Consider the following 24867-nt stretch of genomic DNA (forward strand, 5'->3'; position numbering starts at 1 on the left):
CCCGCCGCCTGCATCACCCGCCGCCCCAGTCCCTCATGCGCCCTGCTGCTCCCTCTGCCGACACCGCCCTGCCCTCCGGCCCCGCACGCCACTGGCGCCGCCTGGCGTGGTGGTCGCTGTTCGTGGCCGGCAACGCGCTGCTGGCCATGGCGATCACGCTCGGCAACGTACCGCTGGCAGACAACCCGGGGGGCAGCGTGGGCCTGGCCTATCTGGCCGTTGCCCTGCCCGGTCACCTGCTGGCATTCGGCGCCCTCGCCGGCCTGCTGCCGCTGCTGATGGGCCTTTGGCCGCGCAGCGCACGCCCCCTGAGCCTCAGCGCCGTGCTGCTGCAGGGCCTGTGGCTGTGCCTGTTGCTGGTTGATGCAAAGGTTTTCACTCTGTATCGGTTTCACCTCAATGCCATGGTGGTGAACATGGTGTTCGGCGGTGCGCTGCAGGACCAGGTCGCGTTGTCGTGGAAGACCTGGCTGCAGGCCGGACTGCTGGTGGCCGCCATCTTCACGGCTGAAGGACTGTTGGCCTGGGCATGCTGGAAGCTGCTGCCCGCCCGGCCGCGCCGCCGCCGGGTCCTGCAGGGGTGGGCCATCGTTGCGCTGCTGATGGCCGGCGGCCAAGCCGCCACGGCCTATTACGATGCCCGCGGCGACCGTGCCGTCATCGCGCAGTGGAACTTCCTGCCCTGGGCACAGCCGATCACCGCCAAGAGCTTCATGCGCAGGCTCGGGGTCATAAGCGAACAGCAGGCGGGCCTGCCCGACCCGCGCCATGCGCAGCTGCTGTATCCGCTCCAGCCCCTGCGTTGCCAGAACCCACACCGCCCCAATGTGCTGATGGTGGTGCTGGAATCGCTGCGCCAGGACGTGCTGACGCCGCAGCTGATGCCCAACACGTCGGCGCTGGCGCAGGACGCGCGCGTGTTCGATCGCCATTTCAGCACCGGCAATGCCACCCGCTACGGCCTGTTCGGCCTGCTCTACGGCCTGCCCGGCGGCTACTGGCAGAGCATGCTGGACGAACAGCGCGGCTCGCAGCTGTTCCAGGTGCTGGGCCAGCAGGGCTACGACCTGCACCTGTACGGCAGCGCGCCGTTGTACAGCCCGGAATTCGATCGCACGGCATTTGCCGATGTGCGCGACCGGCTGCACCAGGGCCCTTCCGCCCTGACCCCCGACAAGCGCGACGCAGCCATCGTCGCCGCGCTGCGGAATGACATCCGCAGCAGCCAGGCGGCGCAGCACCCATGGTTCGGCTTCGTGTTCCTCGACTCCACCCACGCCGGCTACCACCTGCCCGCCAGCTACCCACCGGTAGCCACGCCGATGGCCAAGGAGATCGACTTCCTGTCCTTCGGCCCGGACCACGACCCGACGCCGGAACTCAACCGCTACCGCACTGCCGTGCACTATGCCGACAGCCTGATCGGTTCGCTGCTGGACGACCTGCGCGCGCAGGGCCTGGCCGAGGACACCATCGTGCTGGTCACCGGTGACCATGCCGAAGAGTTCAACGACCTCAAGCTGAACTACTGGGGCCACAACGGCAACTTCTCCGATTACCAGCTGCAGGTCCCGTTCGTGCTGCATTGGCCAGGCAGGGCCGCTGGCCGCGACGTCCGCACCAGCTCGCACGAAGACTGGGTACCGACGCTGATGCGCCATGCGCTGGGCTGCGAGAACGCATTGACGGACTTCAGTACCGGCCAGGACCTGCTGGCCACGCCCGCCGCCAGCGAACGTGCACTGGTGGTGGAGAGCTGGTCGCAACGCGCTGTACGCCATGGCGATGCCATCTACGTATTCGACAAGTTCGGCAACGCCACCGCGCTCGACCGGCACTACCGCCCGCTGCCGCAGCAGGCTCCGGACGCCGCAGCCATCCGCTCTGCATGGGAAGCGCTGACCCGCTTCCGCAACCGCTGATCTTCAAGGACCGATCCTGCATGAACCGTCCTCTGCGCATCCTGCATACCGAAGCCGCCAAGGGAATGGGCGGGCAGGAGATCTACATCTTCCGGCACATGCAGGTGATGCGCGCGCGTGGCCATGAGGTGTCATTGCTGTGCCAGCCCGATGCACGCCTGGCCACACTGGCACGCGAGGACGGATTCACCGTGCATACGCTGCGCATGGGCGGCCTGGCACGCCTGCTGCGCGGCATGTGGTCGGTATCGCGGCTGGTGCGCCGCGAACGCTTCGACGTGGTCAATACCACCAGCCGCCGCGATGCGCTGATCGCCGCCGCCGGTGCACGCCTGGGCGGCACGCCGCTGGTGGTGCGCTCGCGCCATCTGATGAGCCCGGTCAACTCGTTGCTGACCTATACCGGGCTTCCACACCGGGTGCTGACCGTCAGCAGCTTCGTCAAGCAACTGCTGGTCGACCGCGGCATTCCAGCCGAGCGCATTGGTATCGTGCCGCCAATCGCGGTGCCTCCACGCTGGAGTGATATCCGCAAGGCCGATCCTTGGCAGTGCCTGCAGGACGTACGCGCGGAAGTGCGTGCCGAGCTTGGCTTCGGCGAGCAGGACATCGTGGTCGGCTGCGTGGCCGTGCTGCGTGAGCCCAAAGGCCATGCCGACCTGCTGCAGGCGATGGTGCCGCTGTGCAAAGCCAACCCGGACCTGCACCTGGTGATTGTCGGTGATGGCCAGGCCGTGACGGAACGACTGCAGGCGATGTGCGCCGAGCACGGGCTGCAGCGCCAGGTCCACCTGCTCGGCTACCGCGATGGAGCCTGCAGGCTGATGGCCGGCTTCGACATCTTCGCACTGGCTTCGCACAAGGAAGCGGCCGGCACCGTATTCCTGGAAGCGGCCTACGTGGGCGTACCGATCGTCGCCACGCGGGTGGGCGGCGTGCCGGAAATGGTGATCGATGGCAGCAATGCGATTCTCACCCGTTTGGGTGACAATGCCGCCCTGACAGGTGCATTGCGCCTGCTGGTGGACGACCCGGAACGGCGACGGCAGATGGGGCGCGCTGGCTGGGAGTGGATGCACGGCGCACATCGCTTCACGCCGGACGGCCACGGTGAAGCGACCGAACACTACTACCACCAGTGGCTGAAGGAGCTGGGACATGGCTGATGCACGAACCGTTCCGGTGCTGATGCACCACCACGTCAGCCCTTCGCCGGGCATGATCACCGTGTCGCCGGAGAACTTCGAAAGCCAGATTGCGTGGCTGGCAGCCAATGGCTGGACCTCACTGACGCTGGAACAGTACGCCGGCTTCCTGGCCGGCAAGCCGGTGCCGCGCAAGTCGATCGTCATCACCTTCGACGATGGCTATCTCGACAACTGGGTGTATGCGCACCCGATCCTGCAGAAGTACGGCATGCACGCGGTGGTGTTCGTGGTCACCGGCTGGATGGGCGAAGGCCCGGAACGTCCGCACGCCGGCATTGCCGGCGCGGCACTGCCGTCGACGCCGGACCATCGTGGCTGCGAAGCGGCGATCTACGAGCAGGACCGCAGCGACGACGTGATGATGCGCTGGAGCGAAGCACGCGCAGCCATTGCCGCCGGCACCTTCGAAGTGCATTGCCATACCCACACCCACACCCGCTGGCTGCGCCGCGACGATCTGGACCGTGCGCAGCGCCGTGCGGGCCTCAGCCGGGATCTGGCGATCTCGCGCGACGTCCTGCAGGACAAGCTCGGCGAGGTGTCCGATACGCTGTGCTGGCCCTACGGCGATTTCGACCAGGACCACATCGAGGTGGCACGCGAGCAGGGCTTCCGCTACCTGCACACCACGCACCCGTTCGGCCGCAACGTGGTCGGCGGTGATCCGGAGCGGATCTACCGCTTCGCGATCCGCAACCGCCCGGCCAGCTGGCTGCGCAAGCGCATCGCGCAGAGCTACAACCCGCTGATCGCGCCGCTGTTCAATGGCTTCAAAGCGCGCCAGAAGAAGATGGTGCCGGGGCCTTAAGCACCACGCCCCTGCCGGTTGAATGAAAAACGCCCCGGCTTTGCGGGGCGATTTTCGTTGGTGCGAATGTGCACGCGCTTCAGGCAGCGGCTTCACGCACCGCTGCGGACAGGCGGTCCAGCGTGTCCTGCATCAGCGTGGCGTCATCGGCCTCGACCGTGACCCGCACCACCGGCTCGGTACCGGACGGGCGCAGGAACGCGCGGCCACGGCCGGCGACAGCCTGCTGCGCCACAGCCAGCGCGGACTGCACGCTTTCAGACTGCACCGCAGTCTTGGCCGGGACATTGCCCAGACGCACGTTCACGGTCTTCTGCGGTACCCGCACAAGGCCCTTCAGCGCCTGGCGCAGGGTCTGCCCACTGTTGCGCAGCGCGACCAGCACCTGCAGGGCGCTGACGATGCCGTCCCCCGTGGTGGCGCGGTCCAGGCACAGCAGGTGGCCGGAGGCTTCACCGCCGAGCACACCACCGCCTTCGATCAGCGCCTGGTGCACGTAGCGATCGCCGACATTGCTGCGCACGAATGGAATCTGCAGGTCGGCGAGGGCCTTCTCGATGCCATAGTTGCTCATCAGCGTGCCGACCACCGGGCCGCGCAGGCGGCCTTCGGCCTTCCAGGCACGGGCCAGGATGTACAGCAGGTCATCGCCATCGACCGGGTTGCCCTGGTCGTCGGCCATCAGCACGCGGTCGCCATCACCATCGAAGGCGATACCGAGATCGGCGCCGGTCTCGCGGACCTTGGCCGCAAGGTTGTCGATATGGGTGGAGCCCACGCCGGCGTTGATGTTGATGCCATTGGGCTCGGCGCCGATGCCGATCACCTCGGCACCCAGTTCGCGGAACAGCAGCGGCGCGATCTGGTAGGTGGCACCATGCGCGCAATCCAGCACCAGGCGCAGGCCACGCAGATCGAATGTGCGCGGCACGCTGGCCTTGCAGAATTCGATGTAGCGGCCGACCGCTTCGCGTGCACGGAATGCCTTGCCCAGCTTTTCCGATTCGGCGGTGGTGAACGGAACGTCCAGCGCCGCCTCCAGGGCCAGCTCGGTGGCATCGTCGAGCTTCTCGCCCTGGGCCGAGAAGAACTTGATGCCGTTGTCGTAATGCGGGTTGTGCGAGGCGCTGATGACGATGCCGGCGTCCACGCCCAGCGTGCGGGTCAGGAACGCCACCGCCGGGGTCGGCATCGGACCCAGCAGCTGCACGTCGGCACCGGCGGCGACCAGGCCGGCCTCCAGCGCCGCCTCGAACATGTAGCCGGAAATGCGGGTGTCCTTGCCGATCACCACGATCGGCCGGCGTCCGTCCTGGCCACGCTGGGCGAGCAGGACACGGCCCAGCGCATTGCCCAAGCGCAGCACGAAGTCGGCCGAGATCACGCCCTGCCCGACCCGGCCACGGATGCCGTCCGTGCCGAAGTACTTGCGGGCACCCATCAGGCTACCTGCGGCGCGGGCTGCCGACCCAGCATGGCGAGCAGATCGGACAGGCGGTCGCGCAGTTCGCGGCGATCGCAGATCTGGTCGATGGCACCGTGCTCCAGCAGGAACTCCGAACGCTGGAAACCTTCCGGCAGCTTCTCGCGCACGGTCTGCTCGATCACGCGCGGGCCGGCGAAGCCGATCAGTGCCTGCGGTTCGGCGATGTTGATGTCGCCCAGCATCGCGAACGACGCCGAAACGCCGCCGGTGGTCGGATGAGTCAGCACCGAGATGTACGGCAGCCCGGCTTCACGCAGCTTGCCCAGCGCAGCGGAGGTCTTGGCCATCTGCATCAGCGAGAACAGGCCTTCCTGCATGCGCGCGCCGCCACTCTGCGAGAAGCACACGTAAGGCGCACCGATCTCGACCGCGGTTTCTGCGGCCAGCGCGAAACGCTCGCCCACCACCGAGCCCATCGAGCCCCCCATGAAGGCGAAGTCGAACGACGAGGCGACCAGCGCACGGCCCTTGAGCAGGCCGCGCATGGCGATCAGCGCGTCGTATTCGCCGGTGTTCTTCTGCGCGATCTTGATGCGCTCGCTGTACTTCTTCTGATCCTTGAACTTGAGCAGGTCGGTCGGTCCCAGGCGCGCACCGATCTCGGTGGTGCTGTCGGCGTCGAACAGGGCCGCCAGGCGCGCACGCGCGCGGATCGCCATGTGGTGGCCGCACTTCGGGCAGACCTCCAGGTTCTCTTCCAGTTCCGGACGGTACAACGCGCTGCCGCAGTTGCTGCACTTTTCCCACAGGCCCTCGGGGACACTGCGCTTCTTGCTGGGGGTGTTGTCGGTGCGGATGCCGGACGGCATCAACTTGCTGAGCCAACTCATGCGGGAGGACACTTCCGTTCAGGGCGGCCCATGGGCCGCAAAGGCGGACAGTCTAGCTCCGCTTTCCCCGGCCGTGCACCCCCTTGCCAGCTACGGGGCAGCCGGAAAAACCATGCTGGGACGTACGTTTAGGTGCTGCGCGGTGCCGGCCGCTGGCCGGCGGCCCTGCACGCGGGTGGGTACGGACGATGCCGGCCAGCGGCCAGCATTACCGCTACGCGTCCAGCGCCTGCCGCAGCGGGGCGAGGAACGCCCGCGCACGCTGGGCCGCGTCTTCAGCCGAGCCCGCTTCGGCCAGCGCCGCCACCAGCGCACTTCCGACCACCACGCCATCCGCCTGGCGGGCCATGGCTGCGGCACTGCCGGCGTCCTTGATGCCGAAGCCCGCCACCACCGGCACCGAGGCGCGCGCGCGCAACGCCTGCAGGCGGGCGCTGGCGGCGTCGCTGTCCAGACGCTCGGAGGCGCCGGTCACGCCGGCAAAGCTGACGTAATAAAGGTAGCCACGGGCCAGGGCCAGCAGCTTGTCGGCACGCGCCTGGCTGGTGGTCGGCGACGCCAGCAGGACCAGCGCCAGGCCCGCTGCATCGAAGGCCTGCTGCGCTTCAACGGCTTCTTCCGGCGGAAGGTCGACCAGCAGCACCCCGTCCACGCCGGCCTGCACGGCCGCCCCGGCGAAGGCAGCGTAGCCGTGGATCTCCACCGGGTTCAGGTAGCCCATCAGCACAACCGGGGTGTGCGCATCACGCTCCCGGAACTGCGCCACCGCCTGCAGCACATAGCGGCTGCCGGCTCCCCGCGCCAGCGCGCGTTCGGAACTACGCTGGATGGTCGGGCCATCGGCCATCGGATCGGAGAACGGCACGCCCAGTTCAATCACGTCGGCACCAGCATCGACCAGCGCGTGCATGACCGGCACGGTGGCTTCCAGCGAGGGATCACCTGCGGTGATGAAGGGAATCAGCGCCTTGCGCTGCTGTTCGCGCAGGCGCTGGAAGCAGGCATCGAGTCGGGATACGGACATGTCAGGTACATCCTTCGATCAGGTCAACGGCGCCGCTGGCGCCCCAGTACATTCGGGAGATGGTGCCGTCGACGATCTCCACACGGATCGCCAGGTCGGAACCGGGGTCCTGCCAGAGCAGGCTCTCGCCGGCCTCCGCATCATCACCATAGGGTTGCGTGGAAACGCCCTTGGGCAACTGCTGGAGTGCCTGCGCGCGTGGCATGCCCAGATGAAGGCCGAACGGCCCCGGCTGCAGCACCACCTGGCCGGAATCGTCGATGGGGGCCAGGTCGAAGCGCACCACGTCGCCGTCCTGCACCATCATCGCCACGCCCTCGGGCAGCGTGCCGCGCTCGTAGTACTCGCAACGCCCAGCGGTCGACTCGCCCAGCCCGGCCGAGTGCCACTGCGCCTCGCCCTGCAGTTCGCTGAAGGGCTGGCCGATCAGCACCTCACCGGCATGGTCCAGGGCCACCGACACCACCGCCCGGGCCGCCTGGTCCTCGCCGCCGTCGCCTGCCGTGGACATCGCCGCGCCCTCGATCGGGCGATGTGCGGCCTCATCGTCGTTGCTGGCCGGTTCGCGTGCCGGGGCGATCGCCGCGGGGGCGGCCGGCGCCGGGGCAAGCACCGGTGGATCGGGCGGCGTGCAGCCGCCCATGCCGATCACCAGCACCAGCGCCCCGCCGTGGCGCAGCACGTGATTCACAGCACAAGCCCTTCGCGCGCGGCGATGGTGTGCACGTCCTTGTCGCCGCGGCCGGACAGGTTGCACAGCACGATCTGGTCACGCGGACGCTCACGCGCCAGCTTGATTGCCTGTGCCAGCGCATGGCTGGATTCCAGCGCGGGCAGGATGCCCTCGGTATGCGCCAGCAGATGGAAGGCCTGCAGCGCTTCCTCGTCGGTGATGCCGAGGTAGCGCGCGCGGCCGGTATCGGCCAGGAACGCGTGCTCCGGGCCGACGCCCGGATAGTCCAGGCCGGCCGACACCGAATGGGTCTCGATGATCTGGCCGTCATCGTCGCACAGCACGTACGTGCGGTTGCCGTGCAGCACGCCGGGGCGGCCTGCCGCGATGGAGGCGGCATGGCGACCGGTACTGATGCCATCACCGGCGGCTTCGGCGCCGACGATCTCGACCTGGCGATCGTTGAGGAAGGCGTGGAACAGGCCGATGGCATTGCTGCCGCCGCCGACGCAGGCGGTGATCGCATCGGGCAGGCGGCCGTACTCGGCCAGCATCTGCTCACGCGCTTCGCGGCCGACGATGGCATTGAAGTCGCGCACCATGCGCGGGTACGGGTCCGGTCCAGCCACGGTGCCGATGATGTAGAAGGTGTCCTGCACGTTGGTCACCCAGTCGCGCATCGCTTCGTTGAGCGCGTCCTTCAGGGTGGCCGAGCCGGAGGTGACCGGCACCACCGTCGCACCGAGCAGCTTCATGCGGTAGACGTTGATCTTCTGCCGCTCGATGTCGGTGGCGCCCATGTAGACCACGCATTCCAGGCCCAGACGCGCGGCAACGGTGGCACTGGCCACGCCATGCTGGCCGGCACCGGTCTCAGCGATGATGCGCTTCTTGCCCATGCGTGCGGCCAGCAGTGCCTGGCCGATGGTGTTGTTGATCTTGTGCGCACCGGTGTGGTTCAGGTCCTCGCGCTTGAGCAGGATCTGCGCGCCGCCGACGTGATCGCTCAGGCGCTGGGCGTGATAGATCGGGCTCGGCCGGCCCACGTAGTGCGCCAGGTCGCGGTCATAGGCCGCCTGGAACGCGGGGTCCTGGCGGGCCTGGTCATAGGCCTGGGCCAGTTCCTGCAGCGGGCCGACCAGGGTTTCGGCGACGAAGCTGCCGCCGTAGCGGCCGAAGTGGCCCTGGGCATCCGGGAAGGCGTGGTAGTCGGCAATGGGGGAGGCAGACATGGATACGACCGGTGGTTCAGACAGGTGGATACTCTAGCGCACGGGTCATGACCGGAAAATGGATATTATCTGGCACATATCGTCAGGAAATCTCACGTGAGCCGCTCCCTGCTGCCTCCCCTCAATGCGCTGCGCGCGTTCGAAGCCACTGCCCGCCTTGGCGGCGTCGGGCGCGCCGCACAGGACCTGCACGTCACCCACGGCGCGGTCAGCCGGCAACTGAAGCTGCTGGAGGATCACCTCGGCCTGGCGCTGTTCCAGCGTGCCGGTCGCGGCCTGCGCCTGACCGCTGCGGGCACGCGCCTGCAGGCAGCGTGCAGCGAGGCCTTCGCCGGGATCGAAGGCTGCGTGCGCGAGCTGCGGCGGCCCGCGGCCTCCCCAGCACTGGTACTGGGCTGCAGCGGCAGCGTACTGGCACGCTGGATGATTCCGCGCCTGCCCGTGCTGCAGGCTGCCCTGCCCGGCGTGCGCCTGCAGTGGTCGGCGCTGGACGGCAGTTTCACCGAAGCGCAGGCGGCGCTGGACGCCGTGCTGTTGCTGGCGCAGGGACCGTGGCCACGCGGCTGGCAGGTCCGCGAGCTGGCACCGGAACGGGTCGGTGTGGTGGTGGCCCCGTCACATCCGGCGGCGCAGCGCCTGCGGCAGGCACCGCCCTCGGCACTGCTCCAGGAAACCGTGCTGCACACCACGTCACGTCCACAGGCTTGGCCCGCCTGGGCGCAGGCACACCGCCTGGACCCGTCAAAGCTGCAGCTGGGCACCGCTTTCGAACATCTCTATTACCTGCTGGAAGCAGCCGTGGCCGGGCTGGGCCCGGCAATCGCGCCCGAGCCGCTGGTGGCCGAAGATCTGGCAGCAGGCCGGCTGGTCGCACCGTGGGGGTTTGCGGCCACCGGCGGCTTCTGGGTGCTGGCGCGGCCGGATGGCCCGGCCGATGCACGGGTAGACGCCCTGGCCGACTGGGCAGCAGCGCAACTGCGATGAGACGAGGCCCCGGGCGGCATTCACCTCCCGGAGCCGGCAACGCAGGCCTCAGCGACCGCCCATCGCGACCCGCTGCTGCTCCTCATGCACCTGCTGCTGGTGCGACGGATCTGCCAGCAGCTTGGCACTGGTCTGCTCCAGCGACGGCAGCGCCTGGGCCAGATCGACAGCGGTGCGGAAGCCCGGCGTCGTGCCCATCACGAACGGCTTGCCATCCTGCACCGTGATGCTCTGCAGCTTGTGGGCCGCGTCGATACCGTTCTGCTTTGCATGCAGGGTGATATTGGCCGCAGCCTCTTCGGAAAACACGCTGGGAAGCTTGCTGCGGCCAGCGTTGTGCAGTGCGTGGTCCGGATGCGATGCATCGTTGAGCGACGGCCCTTTGGGCACAGCCGCTGCGGGTTCATGACCCTGCACACGCCCCGCCGCCAGGGCGGCAGCGGTGTGGCGACCGACGATGCCGTCGGCGGACAGTCCCTGGTTGAGGGGGTCTGCTGCAAGGCTCACCGTCGACGATGACATCCCGGCGCCCCTCAGGTGACGCGGATCACTCCAGGACGGTGCAATCGGCGCGCCGCACTTCCTCGACGAAGGTGCGCATCTTGTAACCGTCCTTGATGCCCGGCTCCAGTTCGATACCGCTGGAGACGTCCACGCCCCACGGCAGCGTCGCCAGCACGGCGTCGTAGACGTTTTCCGGGTTCAGGCCACCGGCCAGCAGGAACGGCCGATGCAATCCGGTCGGGACGCGGCCCCAGTCGAACGCCACGCCGGTGCCGCCACCGCCACCCGGCGCGTGGCTGTCGAACAGGAAGCCGGCAGCGCTGGGATAGCGCAGTTGCAGGGTGCGGGCATTGACCTCTTCGCGCCCCCCCATGGCGATCGCCTTCAGGTACGGCATGTTGAAGCTGCGGCAGAAGCTCTCGTCCTCCTCGCCATGGAACTGCAGCAGCGTCGGTCGTACCGTGCGCAGCACCTCGCGCACTTCTTCCTTGCTGTTGTTGCGGAACAGCGCAACCACGTCGACCATCGGCGCGATTGCCTGGCGCATCGCGCGCGCCTCGGCAGGCGCGACCCGGCGGCTGCTCTCGCGGGCAAAGATGAAACCCACCGCGTCCACGCCCAGCTCACCGGCCAGGCGGACATCGCCGGCGCGGGTCATTCCACAGAACTTGATGCGTGTACGGTAGTAGGAACGGCTCATAGCGTGACCTCGGCGGGCAGATGCCAGTTGTCGGGGTACAGGGGCCCAAGAAACACCAGGCCCTGCGGCGGTGCGGTGGGACCAGCTACGGTGCGGTCGCGCCCAGCCAGCAGTTCGGCGATCCATTCCACCGGTTTTTCGCCGCTGCCCACCAGGATCAACGATCCGACGATATTGCGGACCATGTGATGAAGAAATGCATTGCCACGCACTGCGACTTCGATCACTTCGCCCTGGCGGCTGACCTGCAATGACTGCAGCTCACGCCGGGCATGCAGCGCCTGGCACTGCACCGAACGGAACGCGCTGAAATCGTTCTCGCCGAGCAGGGCCTGGCCGGCGGCGTGCATCAGGGTCTCATCCAGCGCGCGGCGCTCCCAGCTCAGGGTCTGCCGATCCAGCGCGGGCCGCACCTCGCGGTTGAGCAGCCGATAGCGGTAGCGGCGCGCACGTGCCGAGAAGCGCGCATGAAAATCATCGGCCACCGGCACGCACCAGCGCACCGCGATCGAACGCGGCAGGCGGGTGGTGGTGCCGAGCATCCAGGCGCGCGGGTCACGCACCACGTCAGTGTCGAAATGCACGACCTGACACTGGCCGTGCACACCGGCATCGGTGCGGCCGGCGCAGACCACCTGCAGCGGCGCATCCGCCACCGATGACAAGGCCTGCTCGAGGCTGGCCTGCACGCTGGGACCACCCTCGCCCAGGTTCTGCCAGCCCCTGAAATCGCTGCCGTCGTACTCGACGCCAAGCGCATAACGCATGTGCTACCTCGATGTTGCGGGTGGGGCGGCGCTCAGGCCGGATCGCGTTCGGACCAGACCGCCAGTTCGTTGCCACCGGGCTCGACGAACTGGAAGCGGCTGCCACCGGGGAAGGAAAACACCGGGCGTACGATCTGGCCGCCGGCGTCGCGCACGGCGGCCTCGACCGGAGCCAGATCGTCGGCATACAGCACCAGCAGCGGTGCACCGCTGTCGTCGGCCCGCTGCGGCTGGCCACGGAAGAAGCCGCCCTGCAGGCGGCCATCGTCGAAAGCCGTGTAGTCGCTGCCGTAGTCGACGAATGACCAGCCGAACGCCGTTTCGAAAAAGGCACGGCTGGCGGCCGGGTCGCTGGAGGCGAATTCAACGTAGTCGATACGGCGCTCGCGGCTCATGGCAGGGTCCTTGTCGGCGGGTTCGGTCACGGCAGGCGGGCAAGCAGTTCGCGGGCCTGCGTCTGGCTGTGCAGGTCACCGCCCTCGGCCACTTCCAGCAACAAGGTGCGCGCCGTCTGCGCGTCACCCAGATCGAGGTAGGCAATGGCCAGTTCCAGGCGCTCCTGGCCGGCACGTGGCGACCAGCCCGCGTCATCGGCAGGCGCGGGTGCGCTCGACGCGGTGTCGTCGGAATGAGCAGCCTCGATGCTGACACGGTCGATGCCGTCGATGGCTTCGGGACCTGCGGCATCCGCCGGAGACGGGTTCTCATGCGCGTCGGCCGGCAGATCGAACACCCCGCGGAACTGCGGCTGCCGTTCGGCATGCAGTGCGTAGTCGGGCACCACCACTTCGGCCGGCACCTGCGGTACAACGCGATCGTCCTGCAGCGGCTCGGCCGGGACCACCTCGTCGCCGGTGGTTGCGGGATCGTCCCAGCGCGGCAGATCGGTCACCGCTTCGGGCAATGCCACCGCGTCCTGGTCGCGCAGCGTGTCGGACTCCTGGTCGGCCCGCACCGCGTGCTCAGCGGTGGGTTCGGCGACCACCACGTCGTGCACTTCGGTTCCGGTCGCCCACGCAGGCATCGCCGGTTCCTGGCGGCCGTTGCCGGCATCAGGCGACGACCACGAGGACTGCTCGGCCAGCGCATCCAGCGCGGCACCTGCCGGCACCGCTGCGGCCAGGCCGGCGGCATCGTCTTCCTCACGCAGCGGAGGCAACGGCGACGGCTTGCGACGACGCAGCAGCCAGGCCGCCCCCGCCACCAGCAGCAGTACCGGCAGCCCCAGCCAGTACCACGGTGTCGCCGCATCACGAACACCCGGCGCCTGCGCCAGGCGCTGCTGCGCAGCGGCCAGGTCGTTGTCCTTCATCGCGATCAGCGACTGCTGCTGTTCCCTGAGTTTCTCCAGGTCGGCCACGCGCTGCTTCAGTTCACCGATCTCGGCATCGCGGGTGGCGATGTCCTCACGCGCCTGGCGCAGTTGTTCATTGCCCAGCATGTCACCCTCGCTGCCGGCAGCGGTGCCGGTGGTTGTGCCCGCGTGCGCGGCGTCGGACGCCAGCGCCGGAGCGATCTCAAGTCGTGGCCCGTTGGCCGCAGCCGGGGAAGAAGCGTTCGTGGCTGCCGCCCTGGCAACCGGTGCGAGCATGCCCGCCGGTTGCGGCACGGTACGCGCCTGACGCCATTGCGCGGCGTGCTCGCGCACCAGCGCCGCCGCTTCGGCGGCGTCGACCGCCGCAAGCGCATCGCTGCCCGGCATGCGCAGCACCGCGCCCTGCTTGAGCAGGTTGACGTTGCCACGGATGAAGGCTTCGGGATTGGCACGCAGCAGGGCGATCATCGCGCGGTCGCGACTGACCTGGTTGCCACGCGCCACCACCCTGGCGATCTGCGACAGGGTCTGACCGCGCTGTACGGTGACGCTGCCATCGGCCGCCGGTGCAGCGACCGGCGCGGAGGCCGCACGCGGGCGTGCTGCTGCAGCCGCCACCGCAGATGGCGGCGCAGCGGGCGCCTCTGCGGCTGGCACCGTTGCCAAAGCCGGTGCAGGTTCGCGCACGATCGTATTGGAGAGCGTGCCTGCCGGCGCGACGATTTCGGGCTCGGCCACGGCCAGCGCACTGGGCGGCGCATCGACCAGCGCCGAGTACTCGCGCACCAGGCGGCCCTGGCCCCAGTCGGCTTCGATCAGGAAGCTCAGCGACGGCGTCTCCACCGGTGCCTGCGAGGTCACCCGCACCACCGCTCTGCCCTGCGTGTCGCGGGTCAGCTCGAACTGCAGTTCGCTGACCAGTCCGGTCGGCCGCTGCAGGCCGACACGCTCGAAAGTGACCGGCGAGGCCAAGGCCACCCGCAGGTTTTCCAGTTCGGACGGATCGGCCGAAACGACCGGGATTTCTGCCAGCAGGGGCTGGCCCGGCCTGGACAGGACGCGGATGTCGCCCAACCCCAGGGCGAGCGCCGAACTGCTGGCCAAGGCGAGCAGCGCTGCGGAAAGATAGGTGAGCGGGCGCTTTGCGCCCCTGGCCCGTTTATTCATGGGCGACACTATAAAGCGTGCGGACCAAGGTCCGCACCCATGTAGAGCCGAGCCCATGCTCGGCTGCATGGCCTGAGCCGAGCGTAGGCTCGGCTCTACAGAAAAGGCCGGGCATTGCCCGGCCTCTCCATCAACGCTGCTCGGCGGCAACCAGCTCGGCCAGCTGTACGGCATTCAGGGCTGCGCCCTTGCGCACGTTGTCCGACACGATCCACAGGTTCAGGCCACGCGGGTGCGAGAGGTCCTCGCGGATGCGGCCGACGTACACCGCGTCGGTGCCTGAGGCGTGGGTGACCGGGGTCGGGTAACCACCGGCCTCGTGGCGATCCACCACTTCGATGCCCGGCGACTGCTCCAGCAGCGCGCGCGCTTCGGCGACCGTGACCTTGTCTCGGGTCTCGATCGCCACCGACTCGGAGTGGCCGTAGAACACCGGCACGCGCACCGCGGTCGGGTTCACCAGGATGCCGTCATCGCCGAGGATCTTGCGGGTCTCCCAGATCAGCTTCATTTCTTCCTTGGTGAAGCCGTTGTCCTGGAAGTCATCGATGTGCGGGATCAGGTTGAAGGCGATCTGCACCGGGAAACGCTTCGGATCGATCTCCTGGAAGCTGAGCAGCTGGCCGGTCTGCTTGCCCAGTTCCTCCATCGCCGAGCGGCCGCCTCCGGACACCGACTGGTAGGTGGACACATTGATGCGCTCGATGCCGTACTTGCGGTGCAGCGGTGCCAGCGCCACCAGCATCTGCATGGTCGAGCAGTTCGGGTTGGCGATGATGCCGCGCGGACGGTTGGTGACCTGTTCCGGGTTGACCTCGGACACCACCAGCGGCACGTCATCGTCGTAACGGAAGGCCGAGGAGTTGTCGATCACCACCGCGCCTGCTGCGGCGAACTTCGGTGCGTATTCCTTGGACACGCTGCCACCGGCCGAGAACAGGGCGATCTCGACGCCGGTGGGATCGAAGGTGGCCAGGTCCTGGACCTTGACCTTCTGGCCGTTGAACTCGATCTCGCCGCCGGCCGAACGCTCGGAGGCGAGAACGCTCAGGGTGCCGACCGGGAAATCACGCTCGGCCAGGATCGACAACATGGTCTCGCCGACGGCGCCGGTGGCACCGACGACGGCGACGTGGAAACTGCGCTGTGCATTGCTCATGGGGGAACTCTCACGAAAACGGGAATGGGGAAAAACACGCACGACAGCTGGGTTCGGGGAACCTCCTCAAGCGGGGCGCGCGGAGGTTCCCTATCGTTTCCCGGTTTTTTTGCCCAGCGTCACGCGCGCGGCCATCGCCGCATCAGCGTTGATCGCGCTCGGCATGCGCGACGGGCCGCCGTCCAGGCCGAGCCCAGCAACCAGGTTATCCACGGCCAGCTGTACCATCGCCGTGCGCGTGGCCAGCGAGGCGCTGCCGATATGCGGAGTGAGCACGACGTTGCGCAGCGCCAGCAGTTCCGGGCGTACCGTTGGCTCGCCTTCGTACACATCCAGGCCCGCCGCAGCCAGGCGACCGTTGGCCAGCGCGTCGGCCAGCGCGATCTCATCGACCAGGCCACCGCGGGCGATATTCACCAGCGTCGCCGACGGCTTCATCTTCGCCAGTGCGGCGGCATCGATCAGATGATGCGAGGCCGGCGTGTACGGCAGCACCAGCAGCAGGTGGTCGGACTGTGCCAGCAGCGTATCCAGATCCACATAGGTCGCGCCCAATTCCGCCTCGGTCGCCGCCGGCAGCTGCGAACGGTTGTGGTACAGCACCTTCATGCCGAAACCGTGCGCGCCGCGACGAGCGATGCCCTGGCCGATGCGGCCCATGCCAAGGATGCCCAACGTGCTGCCGTGGATATCGGCACCGAGCATGGTCTGGAACGACCACTGCTGCCACTGCCCTTCGCGCAGCCAGCGCTCGGACTCGGTAATGCGGCGCGCGGTGGCCATCAGCAGGGCGAAACCGAGATCGGCGGTGGTTTCGGTCAGGACGTCCGGCGTGTTGCTGGCCAGGATGCCGGCCGCGCTGAGCGCGTCCACATCCAGGTTGTTGTAGCCCACCCCGACATTGGCGATCACCTGCAGCTGCGCGGCGCCGGCCACCTGGGCCGCGCCGATGCGCTCGTTGAGCGTGATGATCGCGCCGTCGGCGCTGGCCAGTTGTTCGGCGATCTGGTCCGGCGCCCAGGCGGTGACGGTGTCGGTGCTGCGCAGCTGCACGCGATCGCGCAGCGGCGCGATGGCCGCATCGATCAGCGGCTGGCTCACCCACACGGTCGGCCGCGTATCAGCCATCGATCTGCCCGGGAATGCGCGGGGTGACCGTGCCGACATCGCCACACTGCGCGCGATGGCGCAGCGCCTGGTCCATCAGCACCATCGCCATCATCGCCTCGGCGATCGGGGTGGCACGGATGCCGACGCAGGGGTCGTGGCGGCCCGTGGTGACCACTTCGACCACATTGCCGGCCGTATCCAGCGACGGGCCCGGCAGGCGCAGGCTGGAGGTCGGCTTCAACGCGATCGACGCGACCACCGGCTGGCCGGTGGAAATGCCACCAAGGATGCCGCCGGCGTGGTTGCTGACGAAGCCCTGCGGGGTCAGCAGGTCACGGTGTTCGGTGCCCTTCTGTGCAGCGCTGGCAAAACCGTCACCGATCTCCACGCCCTTCACCGCGTTGATGCTCATCAGCGCGGCAGCCAGTTCGCCATCGAGCTTGCCGTAGATCGGCTCGCCCCAGCCCGGCGGCACGTTGTCGGCCACCACGTCCACGCGCGCACCGACCGAATCTCCGGACTTGCGCAGCGCGTCCATGTACGCCTCCAGTTCGGGCACCTGTGCAGCGTGCGGCCAGAAGAACGGGTTGTCTTCCACCGCCGACCAGTCGAAACCGGCCGGGGTGATGTCGCCCAGCTGCGACAGGTAGCCGCGCACGGTCACGCCGAAGCGCTCGGCCAGCCACTTCTTGGCGACCACCCCGGCGGCTACGCGCATGGTGGTTTCGCGCGCCGAGGAACGGCCGCCACCGCGCGGGTCACGGATGCCGTACTTGTGCCAGTAGCTGTAGTCGGCATGGCCCGGCCGGAACTGCTGGCCGATGTTGGCGTAGTCCTTGCTGCGCTGGTCGGTGTTGCGGATCAGCAGCGCGATCGGGGTGCCGGTGGTCAGGCCCTCGTACACGCCAGAGAGGATCTCGACCTCGTCGGCCTCGCGCCGCGCGGAAGTGTGCCGGCTCTTGCCGGTGGCACGGCGCTGCAGGTCGTGGGCGAATTCGGCCGCGTCCAGTGCCAGCCCCGGAGGGCAGCCATCGATCACGCAGCCGATGGCCGGCCCGTGCGACTCGCCGAACGTGGTGACGGTGAACAGCTTGCCGAACGAATTGGAGCTCACGGGCGCTGCGCCGCCAGTTCGGTGATGCGTGCGCTGTGGGCGATCAGCTCGCGGCATTCGACCGCGAAGATACCCATCTGGCCGACCTTGAACTCGATCCAGGAAAAATCGACTTCCGGCAGCAGCTTGATCAGGTGCTGCTCGGATTCGCCCACTTCGCAGATCAGCAGGCCGTCCTCGCTCAGGTGCAGCGGCGCGTCACGCAGGATCTTCAGCACCAGGTCCAGGCCGTCGTCGCCGGCACGCAGGCCCATCTCCGGCTCGTAGGAGTATTCCTGCGGCAGGGCGTCGGTCTCGTCGTTGGTGACGTACGGGGGGTTGGTGACGATCAGGTCGTAGTGGCGGCCGGTCAGGCCGTTGAACAGGTCCGACTTGATCAGGGTGACGTTGTGCGCCTGCAGGCGTTCCTTGTTTTCCTCGGCCAGCGACAGTGCTTCGTCACTGAGGTCGACGCCATCCACTTCCCAGTTCGGGTAGTAGTGGCCCATGGCGATGGCGATGCAGCCCGAACCGGTGCACAGGTCCAGCGCACGGCTGACATCGCGGCCGGCGAGCCACGGCTCGAAGCCGCATTCGATCAGTTCGGCGATCGGCGAACGCGGCACCAGCGCGCGCTTGTCGCTCTTGAAGCTCAGGCCGGCGAACCAGGCCTCACCGGTCAGGTAGGCGGCCGGGATGCGTTCATCGATTCGACGCTGGAACAGTTCCAGCACGCGCAGCTTTTCGGCCTGCAGCAGGCGCGCCTGGCCATAGGCCGGGCCCAGATCGTGCGGCAGGTGCAGGCTGTGCAGCACCAGCTGGGTGGCCTCGTCCAGCGCATTGTCGTAGCTGTGACCGAAGGTCAGCCCGGCTTCGTTGAAACGGCTGGTGCCGTAGCGGATCAGATCGATGATCGTGTGGAGTTCGGCGGCCGTTTCAGCGGTCATGGCGGTACTGCGGGCAAAGTGGGCCCCGATTATAGGGGCTGGCGCCCGCGGCAGCATCCGTTGCGGCGGAAACGATCCGGCCTCACCCGGTATGATGGAGCCCACTTCGCGCGGGGGCACCCATGTTCAATCGCAATGCCGGCATCATCCTGCTGATCGCCCTGGCGGCGGGCCTGGGCCTGCTGGCCGCCCAGCAGGTGTTTGCGCCGAAGCCGCCAGCCAATGCCCCGGCCACCGAAGCGATCACGCTGTACCCGCAGCCGCGCGAACTGCCCGACTTCAACCTGGCCCAGTCCGACGGCACCCGCCTGATACCGGGCGAGCTGAAGGGCCACTGGACGCTGGTGTTCCTGGGCTTCACCTTCTGCCCGGACGTCTGCCCGACCACCCTGGCCGAGCTGGCTGGCGCGCAGAACCAGTGGGAGGCCCTGCCCGACAGCCTGCGCCCGCGCGTGCTGTTCATCTCGGTCGACCCGGATCGTGACAGCGCCACCCGGCTCGGCGAATACTCGCACGGCTTCCACAAGGACACCCTGGCCGCCACCGCCGATATCCCGTCGCTGGAGCGCTTCTCCACCTCGCTCGGTTTCGTGTTCCAGAAGGTGCCGGGCAAGCACTTCGACGAGAACCCCGAGGATTACACCGTCGAGCATTCGGCCAGCCTGGCCGTGCTCGACCCGCAGGGCCGCCTTGCGGGCCTGGTACGCCCCCCGTTCAACGCGCCGGCGATCGCCCGCGACCTGCAGAAGCTGACCGAGAAAACCGCCCCATGAGCCTCACCACCGCCCTGACGTACGCCCTGCCCCACCGCCTGCTGTCTTCGATGGCGCGTTCGCTGGCGTACTCGGACGATCCGCGCGTGTCGCGCTGGCTGATCGACACGGTCACCCGCAAGTTCAACGTGAACCTGGACGAAGCGGCCAACCCGGACCCGCGCAGCTATGCGACCTTCAACCAGTTCTTCACCCGCGCGCTGAAGCCGGGCGCGCGCGTGGCCGACGCCGATCCGCGCAGCTTGGTGATGCCGGCCGACGGCCGCATCAGCCAGCTCGGCAGGATCGAGGCCGGCCGCATCTTCCAGGCCAAGGGCCAATCGTTCACCGCCGCCGAACTGCTGGGCAGTGACGAGGATGCCAAACCGTACAACGACGGCCTGTACGCGACCGTGTACCTGTCGCCGCGCGACTACCACCGCGTGCACATGCCGTGGACCGGCACCCTGCGCGAGACCGTGCACGTGCCGGGCCGCCTGTTCAGCGTCGGCCCGGCCGCAGTGAACGGCGTGCCGCGCCTGTTCGCCCGCAACGAGCGCCTGGTCTGCCACTTCGACACCAGCTTCGGCCCGATGGTCAGCGTGATGGTGGGTGCGTTGCTGGTATCGGGCGTCGAAACCGTGTGGAGCGGCGAGGAAATTCCGCATTATGGCGACCGCATCACGCGCAAGGACTACCGCGGCCGGGGCATCAGGCTGGAGCGCTTTGCCGAGATGGCGCGCTTCAACTACGGTTCGACCGTGATCGTGCTGCTGCCGCCGGGCGTGGCTGAGTTCGCCCCGCAGCTGGCCGCTGAAAGCCCGGTGCAGCTGGGCCAGGCGCTGGCGAAGCTGCGCTGAGGTACATGTAGAGCCGAGCCCATGCTCGGCTACTGGCTGCAACCGGCCATGCATTTCTGTGGGCAAAGGAAGCCGAGCATGGGCTCGGCTCTACAGCCAGAAGCGCGTTACTGCAGGACCGGGGCCGGACCGACGTCCATGCCGTCGTAGTCTTCCACGCCCTTCTCCGCGGCCAGCGCTGCGAATTCCTGGTTGCGGCGGTCCAGCGAGGCTTCGTCGTGGATCTCCACGCGCTCTACATGCAGCACGTGGAACGGCGCGTCGCCCTCTTCCGGCTCCTGCTCGAACAATTCCACGAAGGTATAGCCCTCCGCCTGCAGGTGCTCTGCCAGCGCCTGCAGCGGCTCAGCGGTGGAGTGCACGAAGAAGTACCCCCACAGCAACGGGCCCTTGATGTCCCAGTCGGTGTTTTCGCGGAGGTTGGCGAACAGGTTGCGGGTGTCTTCGAGGTCCATTGCAGATTCCAGCGGTCGTGGGAATTACTTGTCGCAGCCCTGCAGCTTCAGCGTCTGGCCCTGGCGCAGGCTGTAGGCCGGGGCCTTCAGGCCGTTGGCGCGGGCCAGGGTCGGCACATCGCACTGGAACTTCGCGGCAATGGCGCCCAGGGTTTCACCCCGGCCCACCTTGTGGCTGCGCGGCGGCTTTGGCCGTGCGGCCGGGCGCGGCGCGGCCACCGGAGCGACCGGGGTGGTCGGCACGCTGGTGGAGGCTGCGGCGTCGGCCACCGGCACCACGCCGCCCACGGCCACGCTGCCGGTGTAGCCGGCGGCGGCCGGGCGCTTGATCGCCGCGTTCAGGTCGGCGGTGATCAGGGTACGGGCCAGGTCGGCACGCGGGCCGCTGACGCAGTTGCGCTGGTACAGGCCGGCGATGCGGGTGGTGGCGTTGATCAGCGTGCCGGCCGGAATCCAGCCGTCGGCTTCATAGCGCGGGTTGAGGTTGCGCAGCGCGCGCATGTAGCCATCGCGGGTGCCGTGGCTGCCCAGGCAGATGGTCAGTTCGTAGATGGTGGTGGACTTGGCCAGGCGCAGCGTGGCCGGCTGCGCACTGATCTTCGGGAATTCCACGCCGTACTGCTGCGGGTGCAGGAAGATCCAGGCCGCGGCGATCACCATCGGCACGTAGTCCTTGGTCTCGCCGGGGAACTGGTTGTAGACGCTGTCGGTCCAGAAGCTCTGCCCGGCGCTCTGCTTGAACACGCGCGCGGCGCGGCCTTCGCCACCATTGTAGGCGGCCACCGACATTTCCACGTTGTTGTTCAGTTCGCGCAGGCGCTCGTTGAGGTAACTGGCGCTGGCTTCGGCGGCGCTGCGCGCGTCAAAGCGGGTGTCGAAGCCGGTGCCATCCGGGCCAAGGCCGAAGCGGCGGCCGGTAGCCGGCATGAACTGCATCAGGCCGGCGGCGCCGGCGCGCGAGGAGGCATGCACGCGGCCGTTGGACTCCTTGGCCATGATGCCGAACAGCAGCGCCTCGGGCAGGCCGCGCTTTTCCCACTCCGGCCACATCACCGCACGCAGGTTCTGGTAGTTCTCGTAGCTGGTCAGCAGCGCCGGGCGCATGTCGGTCAGCCAGCGGCGGATGCCCGCCTGCACGGCCGGGTTGTATTCGACCATGCTGTCGAAGGCGTGCCGCTTGTCGTTGAGCAGCGCAGCGGCGCGGGCCGCCTCCGGCACGTCGGCGGTAAGCGGGCCGATATGGTCGGGGTCGGCTTCCAGCCGGTCACCGCCCTCGTCGGCCACCTCATCGCTGCCCGCCGCATCGGCGTCGTGCTTGAGCAGGCGCTTGTAGCTGGCCAGCAGCGTGCCCATCTGGCAGCCCTTCTGCTTCACGCAGTCGTTGAGAACGTCTTCCATGTCCTCCAGCGCGGCGTCGGCCTCGTTGCTGCCCTTGGGGTCGGCATTGGCGACCAGCAGCAGCGCATCGCTGTAGCGCTTCTCGGCGACGGTCATGCGCTGCTGCAGCGCATCCACCTTCGCCTTGTCCCGGGCCGAGACCCGCTGCGCATGGGCGTCGGGCGCCAGGGAAACCAGGCCGGCCAGGGCCAGCAGCGGCCAACCGCGGGAAATCAGGACAGAAACGGGCATTGATGGCACTGTGTGCGAAACAGGCAGGCAGAGTAGCGGCGCCGCCAAGGTCGGGGCAAGCCGACCTTCGGACTGCCACCGCCGGCGGTTAACATTGGGCTATTCACCACAAGGGCTGGACCATGGATCCGATTCTGCTCGGCAAAGGCATCACCGACGATGTGGCCGTCACCCTGCTGCCGAAACTCGGCAACCGCCACGGCCTGGTGGCCGGCGCCACCGGCACCGGCAAGACCGTGACCCTGATGACCCTGGCCGAAGGCTTTTCGCAACTGGGCGTACCCGTATTCCTCGCCGACGTGAAGGGCGACGTGTCCGGCCTGGCCGTGCCGGGCACCGGCGCGGAGAACCTGCTCAAGCGCGCCGCCGAGATCGGCGTGGCCGACTACGCACCGGCCGCCAGCCCGACCATTTTCTGGGACCTGTACGGCAAGCTGGGTCACCCGGTGCGCACCACGGTCAGCGAGATGGGCCCGACCCTGCTGGCGCGCATCCTCGAGTTGAACGACACCCAGTCCGGCGTGCTCGACATCGTGTTCAAGCTGGCCGACGACCGTGGCCTGCTGCTGCTGGACATGGACGACCTGCGCGCCCTGCTTGGCCTGGTGGCCGAGGAGCGCAAGGACATTTCCACCGAATACGGCCTGGTCAGCGCGCAGTCGATCGCTGCGATCCAGCGGTCGGTGCTGCGCCTGGCGCAGGATGGCGGCGAGAACTTCTTCGGTGAGCCGGCCCTGGAACTGGCCGACGTCATGCGGGTCAATCACGACGGCCGCGGCATGATCGGCATCCTTGCCGCCGACCAGCTTGTGCTCAAGCCCAAGCTCTATTCCACCTTCCTGCTGTGGCTGCTGTCGGAGCTGTTCGAACAACTGCCGGAGGTGGGCGACCTGGACAAGCCGAAGCTGGTCTTCATCTTCGACGAGGCCCACCTGCTGTTCGACGACGCACCGCCGTCGCTGGTGCAGCGCATCGAGCAGGTGGTGCGCCTGATCCGCTCCAAGGGCGTGGGCGTGTACTTCTGCTCGCAGTTCCCCGACGACGTGCCGGGCAACATCCTCGGCCAGCTCGGCAACCGCGTGCAGCACGCGCTGCGGGCGTTCACCCCGCGCGACCAGAAAGCGGTGAAGACCGCGGCCGAGACGTTCGTGCCGAACCCGAAGCTGGACGTGGCCAAGGTACTGAGCCAGCTCGGCACCGGTGAGGCCCTGGTTTCCACGCTGCAGGACAAGGGCGTGCCGATGCCGGTGCAGCAGACGATGATCGCGCCGCCACGCTGCCGGATGGGGCCGATCACCGAAGCCGAGCGCGCCCAGGTGCGTGCCGGCAGCCCGGTCGGCAGTCGCTACGACACCGCGATCAACCGCGAATCGGCTGCCGAACTGCTGGCCCAGCGCGCACAGAAGAGCGTCGAGCAGGCGCAGGCGCCAGCCGCGCGCAGCCGCGAACAGGACGATGCGCAGGAAGGCGGTTTCGGCCAGGCGATCAAGGATGCGATTTTCGGCACCAAGCGCCGCCAGGGCATGATCGAGACCATGGCCAAGCAGACCACGCGCACGGTCGGCACCAAGCTGGGCAACCAGATCGTGCGCGGCCTGCTGGGCGGCATCTTCGGCGGCAAGCGCTGATCTGATCCGCCGCTGCTGGGGTCAGAGCCCTTCCCGCGGAAGCGGAGTCTGACCCCACCCTCCGTTCGTCCTCCGGAAAAGAAGTCGTATTGCATGTCGCGCTGGCGTCCCCCTGCAGAAAAGAGCACCGCCCTGATCACCGCCTCCGGCCACGCTCGGCTGAAGGCCGAACTGGATGACCTGTGGCGGGTACGGCGACCCGAAGTGGTGAAAGCACTGGCCGCAGCCGCCGCAGAAGGCGACCGTTCGGAAAATGCCGAGTACACCTACCGCAAGAAGCAGCTGGGCGAGATCGACCGCCGCGTGCGCTACCTGACCAAGCGGCTGGAATCACTGCGCGTGGTCGACACTACGCCAACCGATCCGCGGGCGGTGTTCTTCGGCGCGTGGGTGGAGCTGGAGAACGTGGACAGTGGCGACACCAGCCGCTACCGCATTGTCGGCCCGGACGAGACCGACGCAGGCCTGGGCTGGATCAGCATCGATTCGCCGCTGGCGCGTGCGCTGCTGAAGAAGCGGCTGGATGACGAGTTTTCGGTGGAGCTGCCCGGCGGGCGGTTCACCTTTGCGGTGATCGGCGTGGAATACGAGCCGTTGTAGAGCCGAGCCCATGC

The 24867-nt window shown here is 68.1% G+C and carries 23 protein-coding genes and 1 pseudogene; 8 read left to right on the plus strand and 16 right to left on the minus strand.

Features of this window, described 5'->3' with window-relative positions:
• Positions 1-35: 35 nt before the first annotated feature.
• Genes ROV95_RS07750 through ROV95_RS07760 form a run of 3 tightly spaced genes read left to right on the plus strand, consistent with a single transcriptional unit; the run spans position 36 to position 3938 of the window.
• Positions 36-1922 carry a sulfatase-like hydrolase/transferase gene (locus ROV95_RS07750; protein ID WP_312543868.1) on the plus strand — a complete coding sequence of 629 codons (1887 nt, stop codon included), beginning with the start codon at positions 36-38 and terminating at the stop codon, positions 1920-1922.
• A gap of 20 nt (positions 1923-1942) precedes the next feature.
• Complete coding sequence (locus ROV95_RS07755; protein ID WP_021203419.1) at positions 1943-3088, plus strand: glycosyltransferase family 4 protein; 1146 nt, start codon at positions 1943-1945, stop codon at positions 3086-3088.
• Complete coding sequence (locus ROV95_RS07760) at positions 3081-3938, plus strand: polysaccharide deacetylase family protein (RefSeq protein ID WP_021203418.1); 858 nt, start codon at positions 3081-3083, stop codon at positions 3936-3938. Before ROV95_RS07755 ends, ROV95_RS07760 begins: the two co-directional genes overlap by 8 nt.
• Positions 3939-4017: 79 nt before the next feature.
• On the opposite strand, the gene glmM is transcribed toward ROV95_RS07760, so the two are convergent.
• From glmM to trpB, 5 genes are all read right to left on the minus strand, one after another.
• Positions 4018-5379, minus strand: coding sequence for a phosphoglucosamine mutase (gene glmM / locus ROV95_RS07765; protein ID WP_111102200.1), 1362 nt, complete (start codon positions 5377-5379; stop codon positions 4018-4020).
• On the minus strand, positions 5379-6254 hold the full coding sequence (gene accD / locus ROV95_RS07770) for an acetyl-CoA carboxylase, carboxyltransferase subunit beta (protein ID WP_019660593.1): 876 nt from the start codon (positions 6252-6254) through the stop codon (positions 5379-5381). Before accD ends, glmM begins: the two co-directional genes overlap by 1 nt.
• Positions 6255-6468: 214 nt before the next feature.
• On the minus strand, positions 6469-7278 hold the full coding sequence (gene trpA, locus ROV95_RS07775; protein WP_019660594.1) for a tryptophan synthase subunit alpha: 810 nt from the start codon (positions 7276-7278) through the stop codon (positions 6469-6471).
• Between the two features lies 1 nt (position 7279).
• Positions 7280-7969 carry a hypothetical protein gene (locus ROV95_RS07780; protein ID WP_058981118.1) on the minus strand — a complete coding sequence of 230 codons (690 nt, stop codon included), beginning with the start codon at positions 7967-7969 and terminating at the stop codon, positions 7280-7282.
• Positions 7966-9183 (minus strand): tryptophan synthase subunit beta, encoded by a 1218-nt coding sequence (gene trpB / locus ROV95_RS07785; RefSeq protein WP_014647880.1) that lies wholly within the window; start codon positions 9181-9183, stop codon positions 7966-7968. Before trpB ends, ROV95_RS07780 begins: the two co-directional genes overlap by 4 nt.
• 96 nt (positions 9184-9279) lie before the next feature.
• On the opposite strand from trpB, the gene ROV95_RS07790 reads away from it, so the two are divergent.
• Entirely contained in the window at positions 9280-10167 is an 888-nt protein-coding gene (locus ROV95_RS07790; protein ID WP_111102201.1) for a LysR family transcriptional regulator, read from the plus strand.
• Between the two features lie 48 nt (positions 10168-10215).
• Here the strand turns inward: ROV95_RS07790 and ROV95_RS07795 are convergent.
• From ROV95_RS07795 to prmB, 9 genes and pseudogenes are all read right to left on the minus strand, one after another.
• Positions 10216-10644, minus strand: a pseudogene (locus tag ROV95_RS07795) (peptidoglycan-binding protein); the annotation flags it as partial.
• Between the two features lie 70 nt (positions 10645-10714).
• Positions 10715-11371, minus strand: a complete 657-nt coding sequence (locus ROV95_RS07800; RefSeq protein ID WP_019660598.1) for a phosphoribosylanthranilate isomerase — start codon at positions 11369-11371, stop codon at positions 10715-10717.
• Positions 11368-12138 (minus strand): tRNA pseudouridine(38-40) synthase TruA, encoded by a 771-nt coding sequence (gene truA, locus ROV95_RS07805; protein ID WP_019660599.1) that lies wholly within the window; start codon positions 12136-12138, stop codon positions 11368-11370. The genes ROV95_RS07800 and truA overlap by 4 nt, the downstream gene beginning before the upstream one ends.
• Before the next feature lie 32 nt (positions 12139-12170).
• Positions 12171-12533: a VOC family protein gene (locus tag ROV95_RS07810; RefSeq protein WP_021203413.1), complete on the minus strand. Its 363-nt coding sequence runs from the start codon at positions 12531-12533 to the stop codon at positions 12171-12173.
• A 26-nt stretch (positions 12534-12559) separates the two neighbouring features.
• Positions 12560-14620: a FimV/HubP family polar landmark protein gene (locus ROV95_RS07815; RefSeq protein ID WP_312543875.1), complete on the minus strand. Its 2061-nt coding sequence runs from the start codon at positions 14618-14620 to the stop codon at positions 12560-12562.
• 130 nt (positions 14621-14750) lie between these two features.
• A complete protein-coding gene (locus ROV95_RS07820; protein WP_312543876.1) occupies positions 14751-15779 on the minus strand; it encodes an aspartate-semialdehyde dehydrogenase in 1029 nt (342 codons plus the stop codon).
• 90 nt (positions 15780-15869) lie between these two features.
• On the minus strand, positions 15870-16907 hold the full coding sequence (locus ROV95_RS07825; RefSeq protein WP_180876549.1) for a D-glycerate dehydrogenase: 1038 nt from the start codon (positions 16905-16907) through the stop codon (positions 15870-15872).
• Positions 16900-18003: a chorismate synthase gene (gene aroC, locus ROV95_RS07830; RefSeq protein WP_058981107.1), complete on the minus strand. Its 1104-nt coding sequence runs from the start codon at positions 18001-18003 to the stop codon at positions 16900-16902. The genes ROV95_RS07825 and aroC overlap by 8 nt, the downstream gene beginning before the upstream one ends.
• Positions 18000-18929 carry a 50S ribosomal protein L3 N(5)-glutamine methyltransferase gene (prmB, locus tag ROV95_RS07835; protein ID WP_021203410.1) on the minus strand — a complete coding sequence of 310 codons (930 nt, stop codon included), beginning with the start codon at positions 18927-18929 and terminating at the stop codon, positions 18000-18002. Before prmB ends, aroC begins: the two co-directional genes overlap by 4 nt.
• Before the next feature lie 122 nt (positions 18930-19051).
• Between prmB and ROV95_RS07840 the strand changes: the two genes are divergently transcribed.
• Both ROV95_RS07840 and asd read left to right on the plus strand, forming a co-directional pair.
• Complete coding sequence (locus tag ROV95_RS07840; protein ID WP_312543879.1) at positions 19052-19702, plus strand: SCO family protein; 651 nt, start codon at positions 19052-19054, stop codon at positions 19700-19702.
• Entirely contained in the window at positions 19699-20541 is an 843-nt protein-coding gene (gene asd, locus ROV95_RS07845) for an archaetidylserine decarboxylase (RefSeq protein WP_312543880.1), read from the plus strand. Before ROV95_RS07840 ends, asd begins: the two co-directional genes overlap by 4 nt.
• A gap of 107 nt (positions 20542-20648) precedes the next feature.
• Here asd and ROV95_RS07850 read toward each other — a convergent pair whose 3' ends face one another.
• Both ROV95_RS07850 and ROV95_RS07855 read right to left on the minus strand, forming a co-directional pair.
• Entirely contained in the window at positions 20649-20996 is a 348-nt protein-coding gene (locus tag ROV95_RS07850; protein ID WP_019660608.1) for a ribonuclease E inhibitor RraB, read from the minus strand.
• A gap of 24 nt (positions 20997-21020) precedes the next feature.
• Positions 21021-22625 carry a transglycosylase SLT domain-containing protein gene (locus ROV95_RS07855; protein ID WP_021203406.1) on the minus strand — a complete coding sequence of 535 codons (1605 nt, stop codon included), beginning with the start codon at positions 22623-22625 and terminating at the stop codon, positions 21021-21023.
• A 122-nt stretch (positions 22626-22747) separates the two neighbouring features.
• Here ROV95_RS07855 and ROV95_RS07860 point away from each other — a divergent pair, with 122 nt between their 5' ends.
• Positions 22748-24253 (plus strand): helicase HerA-like domain-containing protein, encoded by a 1506-nt coding sequence (locus ROV95_RS07860; RefSeq protein ID WP_345784572.1) that lies wholly within the window; start codon positions 22748-22750, stop codon positions 24251-24253.
• 93 nt (positions 24254-24346) lie between these two features.
• Positions 24347-24853 carry a transcription elongation factor GreB gene (gene greB, locus ROV95_RS07865; RefSeq protein ID WP_312543882.1) on the plus strand — a complete coding sequence of 169 codons (507 nt, stop codon included), beginning with the start codon at positions 24347-24349 and terminating at the stop codon, positions 24851-24853.
• The last annotated feature ends 14 nt before the right edge of the window (positions 24854-24867 follow it).

The organism is Stenotrophomonas maltophilia group sp. msm1, from assembly GCF_032025805.1.
GTDB lineage: Bacteria > Pseudomonadota > Gammaproteobacteria > Xanthomonadales > Xanthomonadaceae > Stenotrophomonas > Stenotrophomonas hibiscicola.

Coding starts and splice junctions, on each gene's coding strand:
- ROV95_RS07750 (WP_312543868.1), top strand. CDS start 36: ATGCGCCCTGCTGCTCCCTCTGCCGACACCGCCCTGCCCTCCGGCCCC.
- ROV95_RS07755 (WP_021203419.1), top strand. CDS start 1,943: ATGAACCGTCCTCTGCGCATCCTGCATACCGAAGCCGCCAAGGGAATG.
- ROV95_RS07760 (WP_021203418.1), top strand. CDS start 3,081: ATGGCTGATGCACGAACCGTTCCGGTGCTGATGCACCACCACGTCAGC.
- glmM (WP_111102200.1), bottom strand. CDS start 5,379: ATGGGTGCCCGCAAGTACTTCGGCACGGACGGCATCCGTGGCCGGGTC.
- accD (WP_019660593.1), bottom strand. CDS start 6,254: ATGAGTTGGCTCAGCAAGTTGATGCCGTCCGGCATCCGCACCGACAAC.
- trpA (WP_019660594.1), bottom strand. CDS start 7,278: ATGTCCGTATCCCGACTCGATGCCTGCTTCCAGCGCCTGCGCGAACAG.
- trpB (WP_014647880.1), bottom strand. CDS start 9,183: ATGTCTGCCTCCCCCATTGCCGACTACCACGCCTTCCCGGATGCCCAG.
- ROV95_RS07800 (WP_019660598.1), bottom strand. CDS start 11,371: ATGAGCCGTTCCTACTACCGTACACGCATCAAGTTCTGTGGAATGACC.
- truA (WP_019660599.1), bottom strand. CDS start 12,138: ATGCGTTATGCGCTTGGCGTCGAGTACGACGGCAGCGATTTCAGGGGC.
- ROV95_RS07810 (WP_021203413.1), bottom strand. CDS start 12,533: ATGAGCCGCGAGCGCCGTATCGACTACGTTGAATTCGCCTCCAGCGAC.
- ROV95_RS07815 (WP_312543875.1), bottom strand. CDS start 14,620: ATGAATAAACGGGCCAGGGGCGCAAAGCGCCCGCTCACCTATCTTTCC.
- ROV95_RS07820 (WP_312543876.1), bottom strand. CDS start 15,779: ATGAGCAATGCACAGCGCAGTTTCCACGTCGCCGTCGTCGGTGCCACC.
- ROV95_RS07825 (WP_180876549.1), bottom strand. CDS start 16,907: ATGGCTGATACGCGGCCGACCGTGTGGGTGAGCCAGCCGCTGATCGAT.
- prmB (WP_021203410.1), bottom strand. CDS start 18,929: ATGACCGCTGAAACGGCCGCCGAACTCCACACGATCATCGATCTGATC.
- ROV95_RS07840 (WP_312543879.1), top strand. CDS start 19,052: ATGTTCAATCGCAATGCCGGCATCATCCTGCTGATCGCCCTGGCGGCG.
- asd (WP_312543880.1), top strand. CDS start 19,699: ATGAGCCTCACCACCGCCCTGACGTACGCCCTGCCCCACCGCCTGCTG.
- ROV95_RS07850 (WP_019660608.1), bottom strand. CDS start 20,996: ATGGACCTCGAAGACACCCGCAACCTGTTCGCCAACCTCCGCGAAAAC.
- ROV95_RS07855 (WP_021203406.1), bottom strand. CDS start 22,625: ATGCCCGTTTCTGTCCTGATTTCCCGCGGTTGGCCGCTGCTGGCCCTG.
- ROV95_RS07860 (WP_345784572.1), top strand. CDS start 22,748: ATGGATCCGATTCTGCTCGGCAAAGGCATCACCGACGATGTGGCCGTC.
- greB (WP_312543882.1), top strand. CDS start 24,347: ATGTCGCGCTGGCGTCCCCCTGCAGAAAAGAGCACCGCCCTGATCACC.